Annotated in this window: 25 protein-coding genes and 1 pseudogene; 16 read left to right on the forward strand and 10 right to left on the reverse strand. The window is 58.0% G+C overall.

The annotated features are described in order from the left end of the window. The first annotated feature begins 112 nt into the window (after window positions 1-112). From M8318_RS08585 to M8318_RS08615, 7 genes are all read left to right on the forward strand, one after another. Window positions 113-967 carry a tagatose bisphosphate family class II aldolase gene (locus M8318_RS08585; protein ID WP_262661983.1) on the forward strand — a complete coding sequence of 285 codons (855 nt, stop codon included), beginning with the start codon at window positions 113-115 and terminating at the stop codon, window positions 965-967. Between the two features lie 22 nt (window positions 968-989). Further along, the gene (gatZ, locus tag M8318_RS08590; RefSeq protein WP_262661985.1) at window positions 990-2,261 is read left to right on the forward strand and encodes a tagatose-bisphosphate aldolase subunit GatZ; all 1,272 of its coding nucleotides are present in this window, start codon (window positions 990-992) and stop codon (window positions 2,259-2,261) included. A 14-nt stretch (window positions 2,262-2,275) separates the two neighbouring features. Continuing rightward, window positions 2,276-2,743, forward strand: a complete 468-nt coding sequence (gene gatA, locus M8318_RS08595) for a PTS galactitol transporter subunit IIA (RefSeq protein WP_262661986.1) — start codon at window positions 2,276-2,278, stop codon at window positions 2,741-2,743. Window positions 2,744-2,770: 27 nt separating this feature from the next. Continuing rightward, window positions 2,771-3,055, forward strand: a complete 285-nt coding sequence (gene gatB / locus M8318_RS08600; RefSeq protein WP_106994788.1) for a PTS galactitol transporter subunit IIB — start codon at window positions 2,771-2,773, stop codon at window positions 3,053-3,055. A 4-nt stretch (window positions 3,056-3,059) separates the two neighbouring features. Further along, entirely contained in the window at window positions 3,060-4,433 is a 1,374-nt protein-coding gene (locus M8318_RS08605) for a PTS galactitol transporter subunit IIC (RefSeq protein ID WP_262661987.1), read from the forward strand. 42 nt (window positions 4,434-4,475) lie between these two features. Further along, a complete protein-coding gene (gene gatD, locus M8318_RS08610) occupies window positions 4,476-5,519 on the forward strand; it encodes a galactitol-1-phosphate 5-dehydrogenase (RefSeq protein ID WP_262661988.1) in 1,044 nt (347 codons plus the stop codon). Between the two features lie 110 nt (window positions 5,520-5,629). Then, entirely contained in the window at window positions 5,630-6,403 is a 774-nt protein-coding gene (locus M8318_RS08615; RefSeq protein WP_262661989.1) for a DeoR/GlpR family DNA-binding transcription regulator, read from the forward strand. Window positions 6,404-6,418: 15 nt separating this feature from the next. Here M8318_RS08615 and M8318_RS08620 read toward each other — a convergent pair whose 3' ends face one another. Next, entirely contained in the window at window positions 6,419-7,423 is a 1,005-nt protein-coding gene (locus M8318_RS08620) for a Fic family protein (RefSeq protein WP_262661991.1), read from the reverse strand. A 5-nt stretch (window positions 7,424-7,428) separates the two neighbouring features. Continuing rightward, the gene (rsmI, locus tag M8318_RS08625; RefSeq protein ID WP_262661993.1) at window positions 7,429-8,292 is read right to left on the reverse strand and encodes a 16S rRNA (cytidine(1402)-2'-O)-methyltransferase; all 864 of its coding nucleotides are present in this window, start codon (window positions 8,290-8,292) and stop codon (window positions 7,429-7,431) included. A 62-nt stretch (window positions 8,293-8,354) separates the two neighbouring features. Here rsmI and M8318_RS08630 point away from each other — a divergent pair, with 62 nt between their 5' ends. Genes M8318_RS08630 through dolP form a run of 4 tightly spaced genes read left to right on the forward strand, consistent with a single transcriptional unit; the run spans window position 8,355 to window position 11,989 of the window. After that, window positions 8,355-10,439 (forward strand): penicillin-binding protein activator, encoded by a 2,085-nt coding sequence (locus tag M8318_RS08630; RefSeq protein ID WP_262661994.1) that lies wholly within the window; start codon window positions 8,355-8,357, stop codon window positions 10,437-10,439. Continuing rightward, window positions 10,397-10,792, forward strand: a complete 396-nt coding sequence (locus tag M8318_RS08635) for a YraN family protein (protein ID WP_166184197.1) — start codon at window positions 10,397-10,399, stop codon at window positions 10,790-10,792. The genes M8318_RS08630 and M8318_RS08635 overlap by 43 nt, the downstream gene beginning before the upstream one ends. Window positions 10,793-10,813: 21 nt before the next feature. Then, complete coding sequence (gene diaA / locus M8318_RS08640) at window positions 10,814-11,404, forward strand: DnaA initiator-associating protein DiaA (protein ID WP_032614385.1); 591 nt, start codon at window positions 10,814-10,816, stop codon at window positions 11,402-11,404. Between the two features lie 9 nt (window positions 11,405-11,413). Continuing rightward, window positions 11,414-11,989, forward strand: coding sequence for a division/outer membrane stress-associated lipid-binding lipoprotein (gene dolP / locus M8318_RS08645; RefSeq protein ID WP_106994795.1), 576 nt, complete (start codon window positions 11,414-11,416; stop codon window positions 11,987-11,989). Window positions 11,990-12,022: 33 nt separating this feature from the next. Here the strand turns inward: dolP and M8318_RS08650 are convergent, their stop codons facing one another. Further along, window positions 12,023-12,667, reverse strand: a complete 645-nt coding sequence (locus M8318_RS08650; protein ID WP_106994796.1) for an NAD(P)H-binding protein — start codon at window positions 12,665-12,667, stop codon at window positions 12,023-12,025. Window positions 12,668-12,793: 126 nt separating this feature from the next. Between M8318_RS08650 and M8318_RS08655 the strand changes: the two genes are divergently transcribed. Continuing rightward, the gene (locus M8318_RS08655; protein WP_106994797.1) at window positions 12,794-13,312 is read left to right on the forward strand and encodes a type 1 glutamine amidotransferase domain-containing protein; all 519 of its coding nucleotides are present in this window, start codon (window positions 12,794-12,796) and stop codon (window positions 13,310-13,312) included. Here the strand turns inward: M8318_RS08655 and M8318_RS08660 are convergent. Beyond that, window positions 13,298-13,726, reverse strand: a complete 429-nt coding sequence (locus tag M8318_RS08660) for a YhbP family protein (RefSeq protein WP_262661997.1) — start codon at window positions 13,724-13,726, stop codon at window positions 13,298-13,300. The two genes, M8318_RS08655 and M8318_RS08660, sit on opposite strands and share 15 nt — an antisense overlap. Window positions 13,727-13,740: 14 nt before the next feature. Between M8318_RS08660 and M8318_RS08665 the strand changes: the two are divergent. Then, window positions 13,741-14,081: pseudogene (locus tag M8318_RS08665) on the forward strand (GIY-YIG nuclease family protein). Here M8318_RS08665 and M8318_RS08670 read toward each other — a convergent pair. Both M8318_RS08670 and ubiT read right to left on the reverse strand, forming a co-directional pair. Beyond that, window positions 14,068-14,571, reverse strand: a complete 504-nt coding sequence (locus tag M8318_RS08670; RefSeq protein ID WP_106994800.1) for a GNAT family N-acetyltransferase — start codon at window positions 14,569-14,571, stop codon at window positions 14,068-14,070. The pseudogene M8318_RS08665 and the gene M8318_RS08670 overlap by 14 nt on opposite strands. Beyond that, window positions 14,565-15,089 (reverse strand): ubiquinone anaerobic biosynthesis accessory factor UbiT, encoded by a 525-nt coding sequence (gene ubiT / locus M8318_RS08675; RefSeq protein ID WP_106994801.1) that lies wholly within the window; start codon window positions 15,087-15,089, stop codon window positions 14,565-14,567. Before ubiT ends, M8318_RS08670 begins: the two co-directional genes overlap by 7 nt. Before the next feature lie 221 nt (window positions 15,090-15,310). Between ubiT and ubiU the strand changes: the two genes are divergently transcribed. The 3 genes from ubiU (at window position 15,311) to M8318_RS08690 (ending at window position 18,280) form a co-directional block, all read left to right on the forward strand. Beyond that, complete coding sequence (gene ubiU / locus M8318_RS08680; protein WP_262662000.1) at window positions 15,311-16,306, forward strand: ubiquinone anaerobic biosynthesis protein UbiU; 996 nt, start codon at window positions 15,311-15,313, stop codon at window positions 16,304-16,306. Window positions 16,307-16,314: 8 nt separating this feature from the next. Continuing rightward, window positions 16,315-17,193, forward strand: a complete 879-nt coding sequence (locus M8318_RS08685) for a U32 family peptidase (RefSeq protein WP_261644864.1) — start codon at window positions 16,315-16,317, stop codon at window positions 17,191-17,193. 79 nt (window positions 17,194-17,272) lie between these two features. Next, the gene (locus M8318_RS08690; RefSeq protein ID WP_106994804.1) at window positions 17,273-18,280 is read left to right on the forward strand and encodes a luciferase-like monooxygenase; all 1,008 of its coding nucleotides are present in this window, start codon (window positions 17,273-17,275) and stop codon (window positions 18,278-18,280) included. Between the two features lie 84 nt (window positions 18,281-18,364). Here the strand turns inward: M8318_RS08690 and mtr are convergent, their stop codons facing one another. The 4 genes from mtr to nlpI all read right to left on the reverse strand — a co-directional run bounded on the left by mtr (window position 18,365) and on the right by nlpI (window position 22,746). Then, entirely contained in the window at window positions 18,365-19,609 is a 1,245-nt protein-coding gene (mtr, locus tag M8318_RS08695; RefSeq protein WP_262662002.1) for a tryptophan permease, read from the reverse strand. Between the two features lie 142 nt (window positions 19,610-19,751). Next, on the reverse strand, window positions 19,752-21,680 hold the full coding sequence (locus M8318_RS08700; protein WP_262662004.1) for a DEAD/DEAH family ATP-dependent RNA helicase: 1,929 nt from the start codon (window positions 21,678-21,680) through the stop codon (window positions 19,752-19,754). After that, the gene (yrbN, locus tag M8318_RS08705; protein WP_098946273.1) at window positions 21,673-21,753 is read right to left on the reverse strand and encodes a protein YrbN; all 81 of its coding nucleotides are present in this window, start codon (window positions 21,751-21,753) and stop codon (window positions 21,673-21,675) included. The genes M8318_RS08700 and yrbN overlap by 8 nt, the downstream gene beginning before the upstream one ends. 108 nt (window positions 21,754-21,861) lie before the next feature. Next, window positions 21,862-22,746, reverse strand: a complete 885-nt coding sequence (nlpI, locus tag M8318_RS08710; RefSeq protein WP_059307114.1) for a lipoprotein NlpI — start codon at window positions 22,744-22,746, stop codon at window positions 21,862-21,864. Window positions 22,747-22,816: the final 70 nt, after the last annotated feature.

Raw genomic sequence — 22,816 nt, forward strand, 5'->3', positions numbered from 1 at the left:
AACCTTCCTTTCACTTTCGCTTCTTTCGTTTTTACGAGTTCAATCACAAAAAAGCATTCCGAAACACTATATCTTCTTTCGAAGAAAACAAACGAAAGGTTTCGGAGGAAGGATGACCATCATTTCGACTAAAGCGATGCTCAGTAAGGCCCAGCGGGAAGGTTACGCGGTTCCGGCATTCAATATTCATAATCTCGAAACGCTACAGGTGGTTGTCGAGACGGCCGCCGAGCTGCGCTCGCCGCTGATCGTCGCCGGGACGCCAGGCACCTTCAGCTACGCCGGGATCGGCAACATCGTGGCTATCGCGGACGATCTGGCAAAAACCTGGAACCAGCCGCTGGCGATCCATCTCGATCATCACGAAACGCTCGAGGATATCGCGCAGAAAGTGCAGGCGGGGGTGCGCTCGGCAATGATCGACGGCTCGCACCTGCCGTTTACCGACAACGTGGCGCTGGTGAAAATGGTGACCGACTACTGCCACCGCTATGACGTTAGCGTCGAGGCTGAGCTGGGGCGACTGGGTGGTCAGGAAGATGACCTGGTGGTCGACAGCAAAGACGCCCTTTATACCCATCCGCAGCAGGCCCGCGAGTTCGTGGCGCTGACCGGCATCGACTCCCTTGCCGTCGCCATCGGTACAGCCCATGGCCTCTACACCGCCACGCCAAAGCTTGATTTTGAACGTCTGGCGGAGATCCGCCATCAGGTAGAGGTGCCGCTGGTGCTGCACGGTGCCTCGGGCCTTTCTGCCGCTGATATTCGTCGGGCGATTGCGCTGGGCATCTGCAAGGTGAATGTCGCCACCGAGCTGAAAATCGCGTTCTCCGACGCCCTGAAAAATTACCTGGCCGATCACCCCGAGGCCAGCGATCCCCGTCACTACATGATCCCCGCCAAAGCCGCCATGAAAGAGGTGGTCCGCAAAGTCATTCATGACTGCGGCTGCGAAGGCAAACTCTGAACCCCACGACCCGGAGGAAACGGTGAAAAATATTATTACCCGCCACAAAGCGGGAGAGCATCTCGGCATCTGCTCCGTCTGTTCAGCGCACCCGCTGGTGATTGAAGCCGCCCTGCGCTTTGACCTGGCGAGCGACAACAGCGTGCTGATCGAAGCCACGTCCAATCAGGTGAACCAGTATGGTGGTTACACCGGCATGAAGCCGGCGGACTTCCGCGATTTTGTACTGAACATAGCCGAAAAGGTGGGCTTCCCGCAGGAACGGCTGATCCTCGGCGGCGATCATCTGGGGCCCAACTGCTGGCAGAACGAGCCCGCAGAGACGGCGATGGTAAAAGCTGTTGCCCTGATTAAGGCCTACGTGGCCGCGGGCTTCAGCAAAATCCATCTTGATGCGTCGATGTCCTGCGCCGACGATCCCATCCCGCTGGATCCGGTAGTCGTGGCCCAGCGGGCGGCACGACTGTGCCAGGCGGCAGAAGAGACCGCCACCGACGCGCAGAAAGCGGCCCTGACCTACGTGATTGGCACCGAAGTGCCGGTGCCGGGAGGCGAGGCCAGCAGCATCGACAGCGTGCATGTCACCCGGGTGGAGGATGCCGCCCGCACCCTCGACACACATCAGGCGGCGTTTCACGCGCTGGGGCTGGATGCGGCGATGAGCCGGGTGATTGCCATCGTGGTGCAACCCGGCGTGGAGTTCGACCATACGCAAATTATTCATTACCAGCCGCAGGCCGCCGAAGCACTGTCGGGGTGGATCCGCCAGACGCCGATGGTCTATGAAGCCCACTCCACCGATTACCAGTCCAGACAGGCGTACCGGGCGCTGGTGCGGGATCACTTTGCGATCCTGAAGGTTGGCCCGGCCCTCACCTTCGCCCTGCGCGAGGCGATTTTCGCCCTGGCGCAGATGGAAGCGGCGCTGATCGCCCCCGAAAACCGCAGCCGCGTGCTGGAGGTGATCGACGAGGTGATGCTCAACGAGCCGGATTACTGGAAAAAGTACTATCGCCCGACCTGGAGCCAGGCGATGGTGGATATTCACTTTAGCCTGTCAGACCGCATCCGCTACTACTGGCCGCACCCGCGGATCCGTCAGAGCGTGGACAAGCTGCTCGCTAACCTGGACACCCTGACCCTGCCGCTGGGGCTGATCAGCCAGTACCTGCCGGTGCAGTTTGAACGCGTTACCGCCCGGGCCCTCGCCCCAACACCGCAGGCGCTGGTCATCGACAAAATAGAGGACGTGTTACGCGCGTACCGCTACGGCTGCGCCCCTGACGCCGCCTGAACCCCGGAGGAACCATGAGCAAACTGTTTGTCCGTACCGGCATTGATTTTGCCACCTGCCAGCAGGCGCTGGCTCATATCGGCGAGGAGATGCTGGCGAAGGGGGTGGTCCATGCCACTTACCCTGCCGCACTGCTGGAAAGGGAGGCGGTGTTCCCCACCGGTATCGCCCTGGAAAGACATGCCGTGGCGATCCCGCACTGTGAGGCGGTCCACGCCAAAGAGCCGGCACTTTACCTGATCCGTCCGAACAAGCCGGTGCATTTTCAACAGGCGGATGACGATGCGGAGATTGCCGTGTCGCTGATTATCGCCCTGATCGTGGAAAACCCTGCGGCGCAGCTCACCCTGCTGCGCCGGTTATTTAGTGAGCTGCAAAACCCGACCCTGCTGGAGGCGCTGCTGACCGCGCCGGACCACCAGCTAAAGGCCCTGTTTGAGGAAGCCATTTTGATGGCCGAACCCTGCAAGCGTGCCTCATAACAGACTGATAATAAGAAGGAGTACCCTATGAAACGCAAAGTTATCGTTGCCTGTGGCGGAGCCGTTGCTACCTCCACCATGGCCGCCGAAGAGATCAAAGAGCTGTGTGATGCCCACAATATCACCCTGGATCTGGTCCAGTGTCGGGTGACTGAAATTGAAACCTATATGGATGGCGCAGATCTGATCTGCACCACCGCGAAAGTCGACCGTACCTTTGGCGACATCCCGGTGGTTCACGGCATGCCATTTGTGTCGGGCGTCGGCATTGAAGCCCTGCAGCAAAAAATCCTGACCATCCTCAAGGGGTAAGATCATGTTTACCGAAATCATGCGGTATATCCTCGATCTGGGGCCGACGGTCATGCTGCCCATCGTCATCATCATCTTCTCGAAGCTGCTGGGGATGAAGCTGGGCGACTGCTTTAAATCCGGTCTGCATATCGGGATTGGCTTTGTCGGAATTGGGCTGGTGATCGGCCTGATGCTCGACTCCATCGGCCCGGCGGCCAAAGCGATGGCGGAACAGTTCCAGATTAACCTGCACGTGGTGGACGTCGGCTGGCCGGGCTCATCGCCCATGACCTGGGCCTCGCAGATTGCGCTGGTGGCGATCCCGGTGGCGATTGGTGTCAACGTGCTGATGCTGGTCACTCGCATGACCCGCGTGGTCAACGTCGATATCTGGAACATCTGGCACATGACCTTTACCGGCGCGATGCTGCATCTGGCGACCGGCTCTTACTGGCTCGGGATCCTCGGCGTGGTGCTCCACGCGGCCTTTGTCTACAAACTGGGGGACTGGTTTGCCAGAGACACGCGGGAGTTCTTCGGCCTCGAAGGGATTGCCATTCCGCACGGCTCCTCCGCCTACCTTGGCCCGATTGCGGTGCTGGTCGATACCCTGATTGAGAAGATCCCCGGCCTTAACCGCATCCACTTCAGCGCCGACGACGTGCAGAAACGCTTTGGGCCATTTGGCGAACCGGTCACCGTCGGTTTCGTGATGGGGCTGGTCATCGGTCTGCTGGCCGGTTACGACGCCAAAAACGTCCTGCAGCTGGCGGTGAAAACCGCCGCGGTGATGCTGCTGATGCCGCGCGTCATCAAGCCGATCATGGATGGCCTGACCCCAATTGCCAAACATGCGCGTAAGCGTCTGCAGGCGAAGTTTGGCGGGCAGGAGTTCTTAATCGGCCTCGATCCGGCGCTGCTGCTGGGCCATACCTCGGTGGTCTCCGCCAGCCTGATCTTTATCCCGCTGACCATCCTGATTGCGGTACTGGTGCCGGGTAACCAGGTCCTGCCGTTTGGCGACCTCGCCACCATCGGCTTCTTCGTCGCCATGGCGGTGGCGGTGCATCAGGGCAACCTGTTCCGCACTCTGATTTCCGGCGTCATGATTATGGGCATCACCCTGTGGATCGCCACCCAGACCATCGGCCTGCACACGCAGTTGGCCGAGAATGCCGGCGCGCTGAAAGCGGGCGGGATGGTGGCGTCGATGGACCAGGGCGGATCGCCCGTCACCTGGCTGCTGATCCAGCTCTTTACCTGGCAAAACGTGGTGGGATTTGTGGTGATTGGTGCCATCTATATCACCGGCGTGCTGCTCACCTGGCGTCGTGCCCGGGCCTTTAGCGCAGCAGAAAAACGCGCTGAGGCTCCACAGAGCCAGACGGTTTCTTAATATCCGGGGAGCGCTGCTCCCCTCTTTTTTCTGGAGTGAATCATGAAATCAGTGGTAATTCATGCTGAGGGCCAGGTGCGCGTTGAAGAGCGCCCTGTTCCGGACATTCAGGCTGCGGATGACGTGCGCGTGCGCGTGGTCTGCTCGGGATTATGCGGTTCGGATATCCCGCGTATTTTCGCCAACGGAGCCCACTACTACCCCATTACCCTGGGACACGAATTCAGCGGCTACGTTGATGCCTGTGGCTCTGGCATCGACGACCTGAAGGCGGGCGATGCGGTGGCCTGCGTGCCGCTGCTGCCCTGCTTCTCCTGCCCGGAGTGTGAAAAAGGCTTCTTCTCACTGTGCAAGCAGTACCAGTTCGTCGGCTCCCGCAGCGAAGGGGGCAACGCCGAGTACATCGTGGTGAAGCGCGCCAACCTGTTCCGCCTGCCTGCAGAGATGTCCATCGAAGACGGGGCCTTTATCGAGCCGATTACCGTGGGGCTGCACGCGTTCCATCTTGCCCGGGGCTGTGAGGGCAAAAATGTGATCATCGTGGGGGCGGGCACCATCGGTCTGCTGGCCATGCAGTGCGCGCTGGCGCTGGGTGCGGCCAGCGTCACCGCTATTGATATCAATGACGATAAGTTGACGCTGGCGACCTCGCTGGGGGCAACCCGGGTATTCAACAGCAAAACGCTGAGCGCAGAGGCGATGCTGGCCGCCCTGCACGAAACACGTTTCGATCAGCTGGTACTGGAGACGGCTGGCACGCCGCAAACTGTCGCCCTCGCCATCGACATCGCCGGGCCCCGCGCCCAGCTGGCGCTGGTGGGGACCCTGCATCACGACCTGAATTTGTCCGCCGCGACCTTTGGCAAGATCCTGCGTAAAGAGCTGACCCTGCTGGGCAGCTGGATGAACTACTCTGCGCCCTGGCCAGGCGAAGAGTGGGAGACCGCCGCCCGGCTTCTCAAAGAGAAAAAATTGCAGCTGGCGCCGCTGATCGCTCATACCTGCGACTGCGAGAGTTTCGCCCGTGCCATTCAGGCACTCAATGGCTCACCGATGCAGGGCAAAATCCTGCTGCGTCTGGACTAAGCAAAGGAGCCAGCAACCGGAGCTGGCTCACAGTTACTTTCGAACGTTAGCGTTCACCTTTCGCATCCCTTCGATTAAACTGGAGTAAGTTAATTATCAGGCAAAACAAAATGAACTCATTTGAGCGAAGGAACAAAATCGTCGATCTGGTGAATGCCAACGGCAGCGTGTTAGTGCTCGACCTTTCGAATTCTTTTGGCATCTCCGAAGTGACCATTCGCGCCGATCTGCGGCTACTGGAAGAGAAAGGGCTGGTGACCCGTTTTCACGGCGGTGCCGCCAGGCCAGGCAGCAATCTGAGCGAAAACGAAAGCCAGGAAGTGCTGCTGGAAGATCGCTACAGCCTCGCCAGCGATCCGAAAAAACGCATCGCCCTGGCGGCGGTGGCGATGATCGAGGAAGGGATGACGGTGATTCTGGACAGCGGCAGCACCACCATGCTGATCGCTGAAGCGCTGGCAAAGAAAGCCAACATTACAGTGATCACCAACAGCCTGCCTGCGGCGTTCGCCTTGTCGGACAACAAAGACATCACCCTGGTGGTCTGCGGCGGTACGGTGCGCCATAAGACCCACTCCATGCATGGCACCATCGCCGAGCGCTCGCTGGCGGGTATCAGTGCGGATTTAATGTTTGTCGGGGCCGACGGGATCGACACCACCAACGGCATCACCACCTTCAACGAAGGCTACTCCATCAGCAGCGTGATGGCGGCGGCAGCGCATAAGGTGATTGCCGTGCTGGACGCGAGTAAGTTCAACCGTCGTGGGTTCAACCAGGTGCTGCCGATGGCGGAGATTGACTGTGTGATTACGGACCAGGGGATTAGCCGACAGGACAAAGAGTTGCTCAGCAAATGCGACGCTGAAATAATTATCGTCTGACAGGACACGGGCAGGCTATCTAATGACCTGCCAGTATCCTCCTTTTCTGGCACCGACTCGTTGTACCTTACCCTTGCTTTGTAATGCGCTGAGATAGCGTTCTACCGTACGGGAGGTTACTCCGAGCACCGAGGCCAGGACGGAAGCTGTCATCTTTGGCTGGGCAATCAGAAGTTGCAGGATGGCACTCTCTTTTTCCGACATTTCTTCCGACATTTCTTCCGACATTTCTTCCGACATTTCTTCCGACATTGCATGAGGCGTCGAAATACTTTCACGCAGCGCATCGGCAAGATTTTGTAGCATAAACTCCACAAACGCCGTGCAGTCGCTGGCTTTATCACACTGCCCAAGGATGGCGTAGTACCGCTCTTGCTGAAAGTGGATCAGCGTTTCTACGGGCAGCCAGGCCAGTTCGGTACGCCAGTGGCTGAGAATAAGGGTTTGCCAGAGGCGGCCCATACGGCCATTGCCATCGGCAAAAGGATGGATAAATTCAAATTCATAGTGGAATACGGAGCTGGCAATCAGCGGGTGCAGGTCTGTGGTACTCAGCCAGCCAAGCAGCTCATCCACCAGACGAGGTACCTGAGACGCAGGAGGTGCCATGTGCACCAGTTGGTTCCCACGGTAGATCCCGACGTCCCCCCGCCGTAGCTGCCCGGGGTTATCTACAAGCCCTTTCATTAGAAGCCGATGAGCACTCAGCAAATCGTTCAGACGACTGGCTTGCCAGATGTTCAGGTGTTCATAAGCCTGGATGGCGTTTCTGACTTCCTGAATATCTTTTGCCGGGGCCAGCACCCGCTTTCCTTCCATAATCGCGGTAACCTGCCCGGTGGTCAGCGAATTATGTTCAATGGCTAACGACGCCTGGATGGTGCGAATACGATTTTCTTTGCGCAGTAATGGTGAAGCTCGCCCCGTATACGCAGCCCAGTGTCCCAGCAATTCTCCCGTCTCAACCACCAGATTAAGGATTGCAGATGTAATCGTAAAAGGTGGCTGATAATGGCTCACTGGGTTTACTCCCCCTGCTGCTCCAGAGCATATTTATACAGCGCGTTCTTTTTCACGCCGTGGATCTCTGCCGCCAGCGCCGCCGCTTTCTTCAGCGGCAGTTCGGCCTGCAGCAGGGCGAGGGTACGCAGCGCTTCCGCAGGCAGCGCGTCCTCTTCCGCTTTGTGCCCTTCGACAATCAGCACCATCTCGCCCTTGCGGCGGTTTTCGTCCTCTTTCACCCATGCCAGCAGCTCGCCAACCGGCAGGCCGTGAATGGTCTCCCAGGTTTTGGTCAGCTCGCGCGCCAGTACCACGTAACGGGCTTCGCCCCAGACGGCCACCATGTCCTCCAGGCTCTCCAGCAGACGGTGGGTGGATTCGTAGAAGATCAGGGTGCGGGGTTCGGCTTCCAGCGCCTTCAGCACATCGCGACGGCCTTTTGATTTGGCGGGCAGGAAACCCTCATAGCAGAAACGATCTGATGGCAGGCCCGCTGCGCTCAGGGCGGCAATAGCGGCGCACGGCCCCGGCAGCGGCACGACGCGAATGCCGGCCTCGCGGCAGGTGCGAACCAGGTGATATCCCGGGTCGTTAATCAGCGGCGTACCGGCATCGGACACCAGGGCGATGTTCTGCCCCTCTTTTAGCTTAGCCACCAGCATGGCGGCTTTTTGCTGCTCGTTATGATCGTGCAGGGCAAACAGGCGGGCGTTAATTGCAAAATGCTGCAAGAGCAGGCCAGTGTGGCGGGTATCTTCAGCCGCAATAAGATCAACGCTTTGCAACACGGTGAGCGCACGTTGGGTAATATCAGATAAATTCCCGATAGGAGTAGGTACAATATAAAGCTGACCCTGAGAATTATCTGCCGTTTCGTGTTGTTTCATTGTTTCATCCGTATTGCCGATTTAATATTGAGCATTGCGTAAAAAATATCACTGGATACAGTATGGTACCCTTAACGTTTCTTCATAATAAAGTCACGCGCAGCCTTCCGCTGGTGCTGGCAGCCCTGATCTTTGCTGGCTGCGGTACCCAGGTGCCCGATCAAAGTGCTGCCCATTTGGAGGGTGCCGCGCAGGCTGACTCCGGATTCTATCTGCACCAGATGGAGCAGAGCTCAGATGATACCCGGATCAACTGGCAATTACTCGCCATTCGTGCATTGCTAAAAGAGGGTAAAACCCAGCGTGCCGTCGAGCTGTTTAAGCAACTGCCGCAAAACTTAAGCGACCGCCAGCGCTATGAGCAGTTCGTGTTGGCCGCGGAACTGAAAGTGGCGCAGAACGACATGGCCGGGGCGAAGAAGATCCTCGGGAATATCGACGTCAGCGTGCTGGATAAAAACCAGCAGGCGCGCTTCTGGCAGGCCGGTATCGCCGCGGAACAAGGACGCCCTTCCCTGACGCTGCTGCGGGCGCTGATTGCTCAGGAGCCGCTGCTCGCCGCCGCCGAAAAACAGAAAAATATCGATGCCACCTGGCAGACGCTCTCCGCCATGAATCCCGATCAGGCCAATGCGCTGGTGATTAACGCCGACGAAAATGTCCTGCAGGGCTGGCTGGATCTGCAGCGCGTCTGGTTCGATAACCGCAACGATCCGAACATGCTGAAAGCCGGGATCAAAGACTGGCAGACCCGTTACCCGAACAACCCGGGAGCGACCATGCTGCCAACGCAGCTGGTCAATGTGCAGAACTTCAAGCCTGCCTCCACCAGTAAAATCGCCCTGCTGCTGCCGCTGGGTGGCCAGGCCGCGGTGTTTGGTCGCACGATCCAGCAGGGTTTTGACGCGGCGAGAAATGGCACCGCTGCCGTCACGGGTAGTGCCGTTCCTGCCCAGGTCGCCCAGGCGGCCAATGCCGGTGACGTCGTGAGCCCGTCCAGTGCCGAAACCAATGACCTGACCACGGCCCAACCTGTCGCCGTGCAGGAAGGGACGATGCAGGATCCGGTCCAGGCCCCTGAGATTACCCAACCAGCCACCGCGCCGGATAACAGCGTGCAGGATCCAGCGCAAGCACCTGCTACCGCGCAGGCGCCTCAGGCACCGTCCAACCCGGCCGCCGAGGTGAAGGTATATGACACCAGCACCCAGCCGCTCGACCAGGTACTGAACCAGGTCCAGCAGGATGGCGCCAGCATCGTGGTCGGCCCGCTGCTGAAAAACAACGTTGAAGAGCTGATGAAGAGCAACACCCCGCTGAACGTGCTGGCCCTTAACCAGCCGGAGCAGGTGCAGAATCGCCCGAACGTCTGCTATTTCGCTCTGTCGCCAGAAGACGAAGCCCGTGATGCCGCGCGTCATATTCACGAACAAGGTAAGCAGGCCCCTCTGCTGCTGATCCCGCGCAGCCAGCTGGGTGACCGCGTCGCCACCGCCTTTGCCCAGGAGTGGCAACAGCTCGGCGGCGGCATTGTTCTGCAGCAGAAATTTGGTTCAAGCGCCGAACTGCGCGCGGGCGTTAACGGCGGAGCGGGCATTGCCCTGAGCGGTAGCCCGGTCACCTCCAGCCTGCCGCAGCAGCAGGGCGTGACCATTGGCGGCCTGACTATCCCGGCCCCGCCTACGGACGCGCAGATTAGCGGCGGCGGCAGCGTCGATGCGGCTTACATCGTCGCCACCCCGGAAGAGATCGCCTTTATCAAACCGATGATCGCCATGCGTAACGGCAGCCAGGCTGGCGTATCGCTGTATGCCAGCTCGCGCAGCGCGCAGGGCACCGCTGGCCCGGACTTCCGTCTCGAGATGGATGGCCTGCAATACAGCGAGATCCCGATGCTGGCAGGCAGCAACCCAGCGCTGATGCAACAGGCGCTGAGCAGCGTACGTAACGACTACTCCCTGGCGCGTCTGTATGCCATGGGCGTGGACGCCTGGACGCTGGCAAACCATTTCACCCAGATGCGCCAGGTGCCAGGCTTTGAAATTAGCGGCAATACCGGCGATCTCACCGCCACTCAGGACTGCGTGATTAACAGGAAGTTATCATGGCTCAAATACCAGCAAGGACAGATCGTTCCGGCCAGCTAACCCGCAAACAGACCGGCGACGCGCGCGAGCTTCAGGCGCGTCGCTGGCTTGAGCGCAACGGACTGCGCTTTATCGCCGCCAACGTTCGCGCGCGCGGCGGTGAAATTGACCTTATCATGCAGGACGGCCCGACCATTGTGTTCGTCGAGGTGCGCTACCGCCAGTCATCCCGCTATGGCGGGGCCGCCGCCAGCGTGACCCGGGCCAAGCAACAAAAATTATTACTCACCGCCCAGTTGTGGCTTGTCCGGCATAATGGCAGCTTTGATACTGTGGATTGCCGGTTCGATGTGGTAGCCTTCACCGGAAACGCCATCGAATGGTTCAAAAACGCCTTCGGCGCAGACGCGTAAATCAGATCGTTAAGGGATACCGTGCTCGAAAGAATTAAGGTGTGCTTCACCGAAAGCATTCAGACTCAGATCGCAGCGGCAGAAGCGCTGCCGGACGCCATCTCCCGCGCGGCGATGACGCTGGTACAGTCCCTGCTCAACGGCAACAAAATCCTCTGTTGTGGCAACGGCACATCGGCCGCCAACGCACAGCATTTTGCTGCCAGTATGATTAATCGTTTTGAGACAGAGCGTCCCAGCTTACCTGCCATTGCACTTAATACCGATAACGTGGTCTTAACGGCGATTGCTAACGATCGTCTTCATGATGAGATCTACGCCAAACAGGTGCGTGCGTTAGGGCATGCCGGTGATGTGCTGCTGGCTATCTCTACGCGCGGCAACAGCCGCGACATCGTCAAAGCCGTTGAAGCCGCCGTCACGCGCGACATGACCATCGTCGCGCTGACCGGTTACGATGGCGGCGAGCTGGCGGGGCTGTTAGGTCCTCATGATGTTGAGATCCGTATTCCTTCCCACCGCAGCGCGCGCATTCAGGAGATGCACATGCTGACGGTGAACTGTTTATGCGATCTGATTGATAACACGCTTTTCCCTCACCAGGATGATTAAGGAGTTTACATGAAGGCACTTTCGCCCCTCGCAGTCCTTATTTCTGCGCTGCTGCTTCAGGGATGTGTCGCTGCAGCGGTAGTGGGTACCGCGGCAGTGAGCACCAAAGCCGCAACTGACCCGCGTTCCGTGGGCACACAGGTGGATGACAGCACTCTGGAGCTGCGCGTGAACAGCGCTCTGTCCAAAGACCAACAGATTAAGAAAGAAGCGCGCATCAACGTTACGGCATACCAGGGCAAAGTTCTGCTGGCAGGCCAGGCACCCAATACCGAACTCGCCGCCCGCGCCAAGCAGATCGCTATGGGCGTAGAAGGCACCACCGAAGTGTTTAACGAAGTGCGCCAGGGTCAGCCGATTGGCCTGGGCGATGCCTCCAACGACACCTGGATCACCACCAAAGTGCGCTCCCAGCTGTTGGGCAGCGATCAGGTGAAATCGTCTAACGTGAAGGTGACCACCGAGAACGGCGAAGTGTTCCTGCTCGGCCTGGTGACTGACCGTGAAGGCAAAGCGGCGGCGGATATCGCCAGCCGGGTGAGCGGCGTGAAGCACGTCACCACCGCCTTTACCTACATCAAGTAACCTTCCCTGCCCTCTGCCATCGGCAGAGGGCCATTAGCCCTCCCCCTGCGCCATCTCCCTGATCTTCGCTGACGGAATGATATTGACGCCCGTCGTGGACGCGCTCAGCGCCTCCTGCAGCATCACCTGCGCCACATCGCGCGCGTCTATCGACTTGAGATTGCCAGGCAACAGGCTAAATAGCGGTGCAAACAGTGATTCGCTGAAGCGGTGTTTTTCCCGATCGCCCAGCAGCATTGACGGCCGCACGATGGTCAGCCGCTCCCACTTCTGGGCAATCAGCGCCTCTTCCATTTTGCCTTTCACCTTGTTGTAGAAGAACGGCGAGTGCGCGTTGGCTCCCATCGAACTGACCACCAGCAGATGCTTCGCTCCGAGCCGTTTGCCGGTCAGGGCCGTATCCACCACCAGGGTGTAGTCGGCATGGATAAAGGCCTCTTTGCTGCCCGCCTCACGCCGTGTAGTGCCCAGACAGCAAAAGACGGTGTCCACCGGATCCTGAACCTGCGCCAGCGCGTCGGTCAGCTGCGGATCGTGCGGGTTAAAGACGCCCTCGATATCCCCCAGCGGGCGACGGGTTGGGGCGGCAATATAGTTGACCTTCCGCTCCTGAATCAGCATACGCAGCAGATGCCCACCCACAAGGCCGGTCGCGCCGGTAATTAAAACCTGACTCATTATTCCTCCTTTGCAGATTAGTCCGTATGCGATTTCATGCTCTTCAACCACACTTAGTAGTCTCATTGCTAAGTATTTACCACAAGCGAAGAAAAAGCTGTCTGAAGCCAAAACAACGGAGGAAGCATGAGCAAGAAAATTGCAGTCTTGATCACCGACGAGTTTGAAGATTCAGAATTCACCTCGCCTGCCGAGGCGTTTCGCAAAGCGGGACATGAGGTGATTACAATCGAAAAACAGGCGGGAAAAACGGTGAAAGGCCATAAGGGTGAAGCCAGCGTTTCCATTGATAAGGCTATCGACGAGGTGCGGCCTGCGGACTTTGATGCCCTGCTGCTGCCTGGCGGTCACTCCCCGGACTCACTGCGCAGCGACTCGCGCTTCGTGACCTTTACCCGTGATTTTGTCGCCGCCGGTAAACCGGTGTTTGCCATCTGCCACGGCCCGCAGCTGCTGATCAGCGCCGAAGTGGTGCGTGGTCGCAAACTGACAGGCGTGAAATCGATCGCCATCGATCTGAAAAACGCCGGAGCGGATTTTTACGATCAAGAGGTAGTGGTCGATAAAGATCAGCTGGTTACCAGCCGGACACCAGAGGATCTGATCGCCTTTAACCGTGAGGCGCTGCGCTTACTCGGCGCGTAGCCAGTGATGTTTTTTGCCAAAGCCTAACGTGTTGTCAGTGAACTTGAGTTCATCCACGCGGATCTCCCACACGGGAGCTGGCATGGCGGCGGCAACCGGAAAGCGACGAAGATAGTGCTTACGCATCGCGTCGCTTTCCTCCCCCTCCAGACGGCGAATTTCCCCTTTAAACTGCACCCCGCGGATCAATGCCACCGTTTTCGGCTGCCCATTGACGGTGCCCGCTACTTTCGCCAGCCTGCCGCTCATCTGCGCATGACGGGTTTTATCTTCGCTTAACACGTAGAACGCCACACGCTGCGGGTCGTAATAGTAAAAGGCATTTGCGCACCACAGCTCATCGTCATGGTATACGCACCAGGTGACAACGTGCTGCTTCGCCAGCCAGCGGTTGATGGCGGCCAGAGTTTCCATTTCGCTTCTCTCTCGTGCTAAGGTGCGTTCACCTTAACATACTGAATCTTTCGCCGTGTGCTGGTTTCTCTATCTTGTTCGAACCGCTGATAATGCGCTCTATACGGGCATTACTACCGATGTGCCGCGCCGCTTTCTGCAACATCAGACGGGAAAAGGGGCGAAGGCATTACGCGGCAAAGGGGAGCTGACGCTGGCGTTTTCCGCCGTCGTAGGGGATCGTTCGCTGGCGCTGCGGCTGGAGTACCGGATCAAACAGCTGACGAAGCGCCAGAAAGAGCGCCTCGTCAGTGGCGATGGGTCGTTTGAGGCGCTACGCGAGAGCCTGCAAACGCCGCTGATTAAAAGCGATTGAAGTGGTCGTGGTATTCCACCAGGCCGCTGACGCCGTTAAGCGCATCATCCGCCAGCGGGTGCAGCTGGAATGCCGACTCGGTGCCCGGCCAGCGGCAGCGCAGATCGTAATGGGCCGCTTTCTCGAAGCCTAAACGGCTGTAGAACGCCGGATCGCCCAGCGTGACCACTGCGGCATAGCCAAACTCATTAAGCGAATCCAGCCCCTCGTAGACCAGCTGACGCGCCAGACCTTGCCCACGGTAGTTTTCATCTACCGCCAGCGGCGCCATGCCGACCCACTGCAGCTCTTCGCCCTGCACGGTGACCGGACTAAAAGCGACGTAGCCGACCACCTGCCCCTCATCGTCGGTAGCCACCAGGCCCAGCGTAATCAGGCCATCCTCACGAAGGTCCTGAACCAGTTGCGCTTCACCGTCCCCTTCAAAGGTCCGGCGTAATAAGGCATCGATACCCGGGGCATCGATGCCAATCTCTACTCGAATCAACATGGCTCACCTACAGAAGTGTGTTTACTTTCCGGCGGCGTTTTCAAACCCGCCTCGACAAAATCGGCCAGTTGCAGCAGCGCCACGCGCAGCGGCTTTGGCATCTGTTCCAGTTCAATGGCATCCATCAGGTTTTTGACATACAGACCTAACTCGGTATCGCCTTCAATCACCAGACGACGCTGGAAAAAGAGCGTATCAGGATCCTGTTTACGCGCCGCGATCATCAGCAGATCGCTGGCATCAGCGCTGAAGCTGACATCCGCTTCTGCGGATTCGCGGACCACCAGCTGTTCATTTTCAACGGAGGTGTACCAGCGCAGGCCGATATCCCGCACTTCGATACTTAACCAGCGTCCTTGCAGAAACTCCAGCTCGCCCTCCGCCAGCGCCTGGCGGAACTGCCAGCTGAGTACCTGTTGCAACACCTGGCGCTTCAGCGCAAAGGGTGCCAGCTTCACCGGCACGCTCAGCAGCGATGGACCAAATTGTACGAGACGTGAACGCAGTTTATCCAGCACGAGCAATACTCCCTGATATCTATAGTCCTGATATTTTGCCATATCCAGTCGTTGGTATAGCGGCGTAAATCAACAAACTGACGTCCGGCGTAATCCATTATTGGTGCCATCAATACGCCATTAGCTGCCTTAAATCAAAATTTGTCGCCTGATGGTTAATTAAAATCGCTGTTCGATAACAATTTTGCATCCCTCTGGGGCTGCGAACGTCAGGATAAATTATGGAGCTGCTCTGCCCTGCTGGAAATCTACCGGCGCTTAAGGCGGCCATCGAAAACGGCGCCGATGCGGTTTATATCGGGCTGAAGGACGATACCAATGCCCGTCACTTCGCTGGTCTCAATTTTACCGAGAAAAAGCTGCAGGAAGCGGTGAGCTTCGTGCACCAGCATCGCCGCAAGCTGCATATCGCCATTAATACCTTTGCCCACCCCGACGGCTATAACCGCTGGCAGCGCGCGGTAGATATGGCGGCGCAACTGGGGGCCGACGCGCTGATCCTTGCCGACCTCGCCATGCTGGAGTATGCCGCCGAACGCTACCCTCATATTGAGCGCCATGTCTCGGTTCAGGCATCGGCCACCAACGAAGAGGCCATTCGCTTTTACCATCGTCACTTCGACGTGGCGCGCGTGGTGCTGCCGCGAGTGCTGTCTATTCATCAGGTTAAGCAACTGGCGCGCGTCACGCCAGTGCCGCTGGAAGTTTTTGCCTTCGGCAGTCTGTGCATTATGGCTGAAGGGCGCTGCTATCTCTCCTCCTACCTGACCGGTGAATCCCCTAACACCGTGGGCGCCTGCTCTCCGGCCCGCTTTGTGCGCTGGCAGCAGACTCCGCAGGGGCTGGAGTCGCGTCTGAACGAGGTGATGATCGACCGCTATCAGGACGATGAAAACGCCGGCTATCCAACGCTGTGCAAAGGCCGCTATCTGGTGGATGGCGAACGCTATCACGCCCTGGAAGAGCCCACCAGCCTCAACACCCTGGAGCTGCTGCCGGAGCTACTGGCGGCCAATATCGCGTCGGTGAAAATCGAAGGCCGTCAGCGCAGCCCGGCATACGTCAGCCAGGTGGCAAAAGTGTGGCGTCAGGCGATCGATCGCTGCATGGCGGATCCAAAGCAGTATGCCCCGCAGCCCGCATGGATGGAGACCCTCGGCGCCATGTCCGAAGGTACCCAGACCACGCTGGGCGCGTATCACCGTAAATGGCAGTGAGATAACGCATGAAATATTCATTAGGACCGGTGCTCTACTACTGGTCAAAAGAGACGCTGGAAGATTTTTACCAGCAGGCGGCAACCAGCCAGGCCGATGTGATTTATCTCGGTGAGGCGGTGTGCAGTAAGCGTCGCGCCACCAAAGTCGGCGACTGGCTGGAGATGGCGAAGAGCCTCGCCGACAGCGGCAAGCAGGTGGTGCTCTCCACCCTGGCGCTGGTGCAGGCCTCGTCGGAACTGAACGAACTGAAACGCTACGTGGATAACGGCGACTTTCTGCTGGAAGCGAGCGATCTCGGCGTGGTGAACCTGTGCGCCGAACGCAAGCTGCCGTTTGTCGCCGGGCATGCGCTTAACTGCTATAACGCCGTCACCCTGCGTCTGCTGCTTAAACAGGGCATGACCCGCTGGTGTATGCCGGTGGAGCTTTCCCGTGACTGGCTGGTCAACGTGCTGGCCCAGTGCGACGAGCTGGGGATCCGCAATCAGTTCGAGGTGGAAGTGCTGAGCTATGGTCATCTGCCGCTGGCCTATTCCGCCCGCTGCTTTACTGCGCGCTCAGAGAACCTGCCGAAAGACGAGTGCGAAACCTGCTGCATCAAGTATCCGAACGGGCGCAGCGTGCTGTCACAGGAGAATCAGCAGGTGTTTGTCCTGAACGGTATTCAGACCATGAGCGGCTACGTTTACAACCTCGGCAACGAGCTGGCCTCGATGCACGGCCTGGTAGATATGGTGCGTCTGTCGCCATTAGGCCCGGAAACCTTCGCCATGATTGACGCCTTCCGCGCCAACGAGAATGGCGCGGCCCCGCTGCCGTTGACCGCCAACAGCGAGTGCAACGGCTACTGGCGACGTCTGGCCGGGCTGGAGCTGCAGGCTTAAAAAAAGCTCACTTTGTTAACAACGTGTATGCATTTTTGATGCACTATTAAAAGATTCACCGTCGACAAAGTGAGCTGTTATGACTGATAAATCCATTCCGTTTTCGGTGCTGGACCTGGCGCCGATCCCTGAAGGCTCCTCAGCAAGAGAAGCCTTTACCCACTCTCTGGATCTCGCCCGCCTGGCTGAACAGCGCGGCTATCGTCGCTACTGGCTGGCGGAGCACCACAATATGGTCGGGATCGCCAGTGCGGCCACCTCGGTGCTGCTCGGCTATCTGGCGGCCAACACCACTACCCTGCATTTAGGCTCGGGCGGCGTGATGCTGCCGAACCACGCCCCGCTGGTGATTGCCGAACAGTTTGGCACGTTGAATACCCTCTACCCTGGCCGAATCGATCTGGGGCTGGGCCGTGCGCCGGGCAGCGATCAGCCAACCATGCGCGCGCTGCGCCGTCATATGAGTGGCGATATCGACAACTTCCCGCGCGACGTGGCGGAGTTGGTGGACTGGTTCGACGCGCAGGACCCGAACCCGCATGTCCGCCCGGTGCCGGGCTACGGCGAGCAGATCCCGGTCTGGCTGCTGGGTTCGAGCCTGTACAGCGCCCAACTGGCTGCCCAGCTGGGCCTGCCGTTTGCGTTCGCCTCACACTTTGCGCCGGATATGCTGCACCAGGCGCTGCATCTCTATCGCACGAACTTTAAACCCTCGGCGCGACTGGAAAAACCGTACGCGATGGTCTGTATCAACATCATTGCCGCCGACAGCAACCGCGATGCAGAATTCCTGTTTACCTCCATGCAGCAGGCGTTTATGAAGCTGCGCCGCGGCGAAACAGGCCAACTCCCGCCGCCGGTAGAAAATATGCATCAGCTGTGGTCGGCGTCAGAACAGTATGGTGTGCAGCAGGCGTTGAGCATGTCGCTGGTGGGTGATAAAGCGAAAGTGCGCCACGGGCTGGAAGCGGTGCTGCGCGAAACCCAGGCCGACGAGATCATGGTGAACGGGCAGATTTTCGATCACCAGGCGCGGCTGCATTCGTTCGATCTGGCGATGCAGGTGAAAGAGGAACTTCTCGGGTAGTTTCTTGCCGGATGGCGGCTTCGCCTTATCCGGCCTACGCGATCCCTGTAGGCCCGGTAAGCGTAGTGCCACCGGGCAATGTATTTAATGGTAAACAGGCAGCAGATTGAAGCTCGACAGCAGGTGCACCAGCGCGTTACCAACCCCGAACACCAGGATCAGCGCAATCATCGGCTTGCCGCCCCAGACGCGGAATTTTGGGCTACCGAAGCGTTTACGTGATTTGCGCGCCAGCAGCGCCGGCACAATCGCTGCCCAGATGGTTGCCGCCAGCCCGGCATAGCCAATGGCATACAGGAAACCGTTCGGCCACAGCAGGCCACCGATCACCGGTGGCAGGAAGGTCAGCAGCGCGGTTTTCAGACGGCCCATCGCCGAATCATCAAAGCCACAAAGATCGGCCAGATAGTCGAACAGGCCCAGGGTCACGCCGAGGAATGAGCTCGCCACGGCAAAGTTAGAGAAGATCACCAGCAGCAGATCCAGACTGCGGCTGTTCAACACCCCGCTCAACGCCTGCACCAGCACATCAATATTACCGCCCTTCTGCGCAATGCCGATAAATTCCGGACGCGGGATGTTACCCATCGTCCCCAGCAGCCAGATGGCATATAACCCCAGCGCCAGCAGCGTGCCGTAGACCAGACAGCGAGTGATGGTGCGCGGATCTTTGCCATAGTACTTCATCAGGCTCGGGACGTTGCCGTGATAACCAAACGATGCCAGACAGAACGGCAGGGTCATCAGCAGATAAGGCGAGTAGGAGGTATTGCTCTCCGCCACATTAAACAACGTGGCCGGGGTGACGTGCCCCAGCAGGCTGCCGAAGGTCAGGAAAAAGGTGATGACCTTCGCGCCCAGCACAATGGCCGTCATCCGACTTACCGCTTTGGTGCTCATCCAGACGATAAATGCCACAGCCAGAGCAAAGCAGAGACCCGCCAGCCGCGCCGGAACATCCAGCGACATCTCCGAGAAGGTGTGATGCAGAATCGAACCGCTCGCCGAGATATAGGCGTAGGTCAGGATATAAAGCACAAAGGCAATGGAGATGCCGTTGACGATGTTCCAGCGTTTGCCGAGCAGGTCGCGGGTGATGGTGTCGAAGCTCGAACCAATCCGGTAGTTGAGGTTAGCTTCGAGGATCATCAGGCCAGAGTGCAGCATACAGAACCAGGTGAAAACCAGTGCCGCCAGCGACCAGAAGAACCACGCCCCGGACATCACCACCGGCAGAGAGAACATCCCTGCGCCAATAATGGTACCGCCGATGATCACCACACCGCCGAGCAGCGAGGGTGACGTTTGGGTGGTGGTTAGTGTCGCCATACAGCCTATTCTCCAGTCAAAAATTTGGGACCCGCATCTTAATGTGCTGCACTGTACCAGTACAATAGTACAAAGGGAATAAAAAAAGCCCCGATATCGCTATCGGGGCTGTATATATTACTTTACGACTGAAGCGTAAGGCTTACGCGTCACGACGACGGGTAGGTGCACCGCCATCTTCACGACGTGGGCCGCGGTTTTCACGACGCTCACCGCTGAAACGACCTGCACCTGCTGGTGCAGCGCCTTCACGACGAGGACCACGACCGCCTTCACGACGCTCACCGCCACCGAAGCCACGGCCAGCAGGACGATCGCCTTCACGACGCGGACCACGGTCCGGACGCGGCTGGGCATCACCCATCAGCTGCATGTTCATCGGCTTGTTCAGGATGCGGGTACGAGTGAAGTGCTGCAGCACGTCGCCCGGCATACCTTTTGGCAGCTCGATGGTGGAGTGGGTACCGAACAGCTTGATGTTACCGATGTAACGGCTGCTGATGTCGCCTTCGTTAGCGATCGCGCCAACGATATGACGAACTTCAACGCCGTCATCACGGCCCACTTCGATGCGGTACAGTTCCATTTCGCCAGCGTCACGACGTTCGCGACGTGGACGGTCTTCACCACCACGCTCTGGACGGTCGCCACGTGGGCCACGGTCGTTGCGGTCATTACGGTCGCCACGACGTTCGAAACGATCGTCACGGTCACGGAATTCACGCTTAGGACGCATCGGCGCATCTGGTGGCACGATCAGGGAACGTTCACCCTGCGCCATCTTCAGCAGAGCGGCAGCCAGCGTTTCCATATCCAGCTCTTCGCCTTCAGCGGTTGGCTGGATCTGCGCCAGCAGCGCACGGTACTGATCCAGATCGCTGCTTTCCAGCTGCTGCTGTACTTTCGCGGCGAATTTTTCCAGACGGCGTTTGCCCAGCAGATCTGCGTTAGGCAGGTCAGCCTCCGGAATGGTCAGCTTCATGGTGCGTTCGATGTTACGCAGCAGACGACGCTCGCGGTTCTCAACGAACAGCAGCGCACGGCCCGCACGACCCGCACGACCGGTACGGCCGATACGGTGAACGTAAGACTCGGAGTCCATCGGGATGTCGTAGTTAACAACCAGGCTGATACGCTCAACGTCCAGACCACGTGCTGCCACGTCGGTTGCAATCAGGATATCCAGACGACCGTCTTTCAGACGCTCCAGAGTCTGCTCACGCAGGGCCTGGTTCATGTCACCGTTCAGCGCGGCGCTGTTGTAGCCGCTACGCTCCAGGGCTTCAGCCACTTCCAGGGTCGCATTTTTGGTACGAACGAAGATGATCGCCGCATCAAAATCTTCTGCTTCCAGGAAACGCACCAGCGCTTCGTTTTTACGCATACCGTATACAGACCAGTAGCTCTGGCTGATGTCCGGGCGAGTGGTGACGCTGGACTGGATACGCACTTCCTGCGGATCCTTCATGAAGCGACGGGTAATACGACGGATCGCTTCCGGCATAGTTGCAGAGAACAGAGCGGTCTGATGACCTTCCGGGATCTGCGCCATGATAGTTTCTACGTCTTCGATGAAGCCCATGCGGAGCATTTCGTCAGCTTCATCCAGTACCAGACCGCTCAGTTTAGAGAGATCCAGCGTACCGCGTTTCAGGTGATCCAGCAGACGACCCGGGGTACCGACGACGATCTGTGGACCCTGACGCAGGGCGCGTAACTGCACGTCATAACGCTGGCCGCCGTACAGGGCAACCACGTTTACGCCGCGCATATGTTTAGAGAATTCAGTCATCGCTTCCGCAACCTGAACAGCCAGTTCACGGGTCGGAGCGAGTACGAGGATCTGCGGTGCACGCAGGTCCGGATCGATGTTGTTCAGCAGCGGCAGCGAGAACGCTGCGGTTTTTCCGCTACCAGTCTGGGCCATGCCCAGCACGTCACGACCGGCGAGTAAATGCGGGATGCATTCTGCCTGGATCGGAGATGGTTTTTCGTAACCCAGATCGTTAAGGGATTCAAGGATAGGAGCCTTCAGGCCCAGATCTGCAAAAGTGGTTTCGAATTCAGCCATGTAGTACAAGTGCCTCGATATTAATGGCGGCCAGTCTACATAACTCATCGTGAAAATTTTCGGTAATTTTCATTGAAAGTGTGAACCGGCTCAAAGTAGGTGTATTGACGAACAACAACGCCCTCACCCGTTAAGATGATGACAATCAAAAAATGATTATGGGCTGATGTGTTGACGTCAGCTATTGCTGGTCCGATTCTGCCAGGTCGTCGTGCTCCTGGCCCAAGAGCGATAATTCCAACAATGCATAACGGTGCTCAACATAGTTGTGTACGTTGTTAGCAACCGCTAATTTGAACAGTGCCGTGGCGCTGTCCATATCCCCCAGACTTAGGTAGTACTTACCTAAATAGAAGTTGGTTTCACTGAGATGCTCAGCGAGCGAGGTGTTATCCGTTGCGTCTGCCTTGAGCTTTTCCATCAGCGTTGCTTCGCTGATGTTGCCCAGGTAGAACTCGACAATATTCCATCCCCACTGTTCCTTGTCCGATTTTTCGAAGCGTTGGTTTAACGCGTCTTTGGCCTGCTTTGCATCGAGCTTCTGCTCAACAATGTAAAGCCACAGGCTACGGAAAGGGTCGTTAGGATCGTCTTGATAAAACGCTAGCAGATCATCTTGCGCTAACTTGTCACGACCGCCGTAATACAGGGCGATCCCGCGATTCAAGTGCGCGTAGTTGTAAGTTGGATCAAGCTCAAGTACAGAATCAAACGCTTCATAGGCAGCATCAAAATTGCCTGCCTGCGTTAAATAAATGCCTAAGTAATTGAATACTTCAGGCATATCCGGTCGGATCGCCAACGCTTGTGAAAAATCATTTCGCGCTAGTGCCCTCAGACCGAGACTATCATACAACACTCCGCGCTCATATAAAAGCTGTGCGCGTTCGTCATCGGTTAAAGCCCGACTGGCAAGAATTTGTTCCATGCGTGCCAGAATCACTTCCTGCTGCAAAGTCGGTTGCAGTGGCACTGCGAGGACTTCACTTTTACGCCAGGCAGAGTTGCTGCATCCTGCCAGCGTCAAAGCTGTCGCAACGAAACACCAGCGCAGAAAAGGCTTCATTTCCCACTCCCGAAGACAACTATTGGATGAACGTCCTGTCCCCCGGCGGCTCAACAAGGCGTCCTGCCTG

This window comes from Leclercia tamurae, from assembly GCF_025566055.1.
GTDB lineage: Bacteria > Pseudomonadota > Gammaproteobacteria > Enterobacterales > Enterobacteriaceae > Enterobacter > Enterobacter tamurae.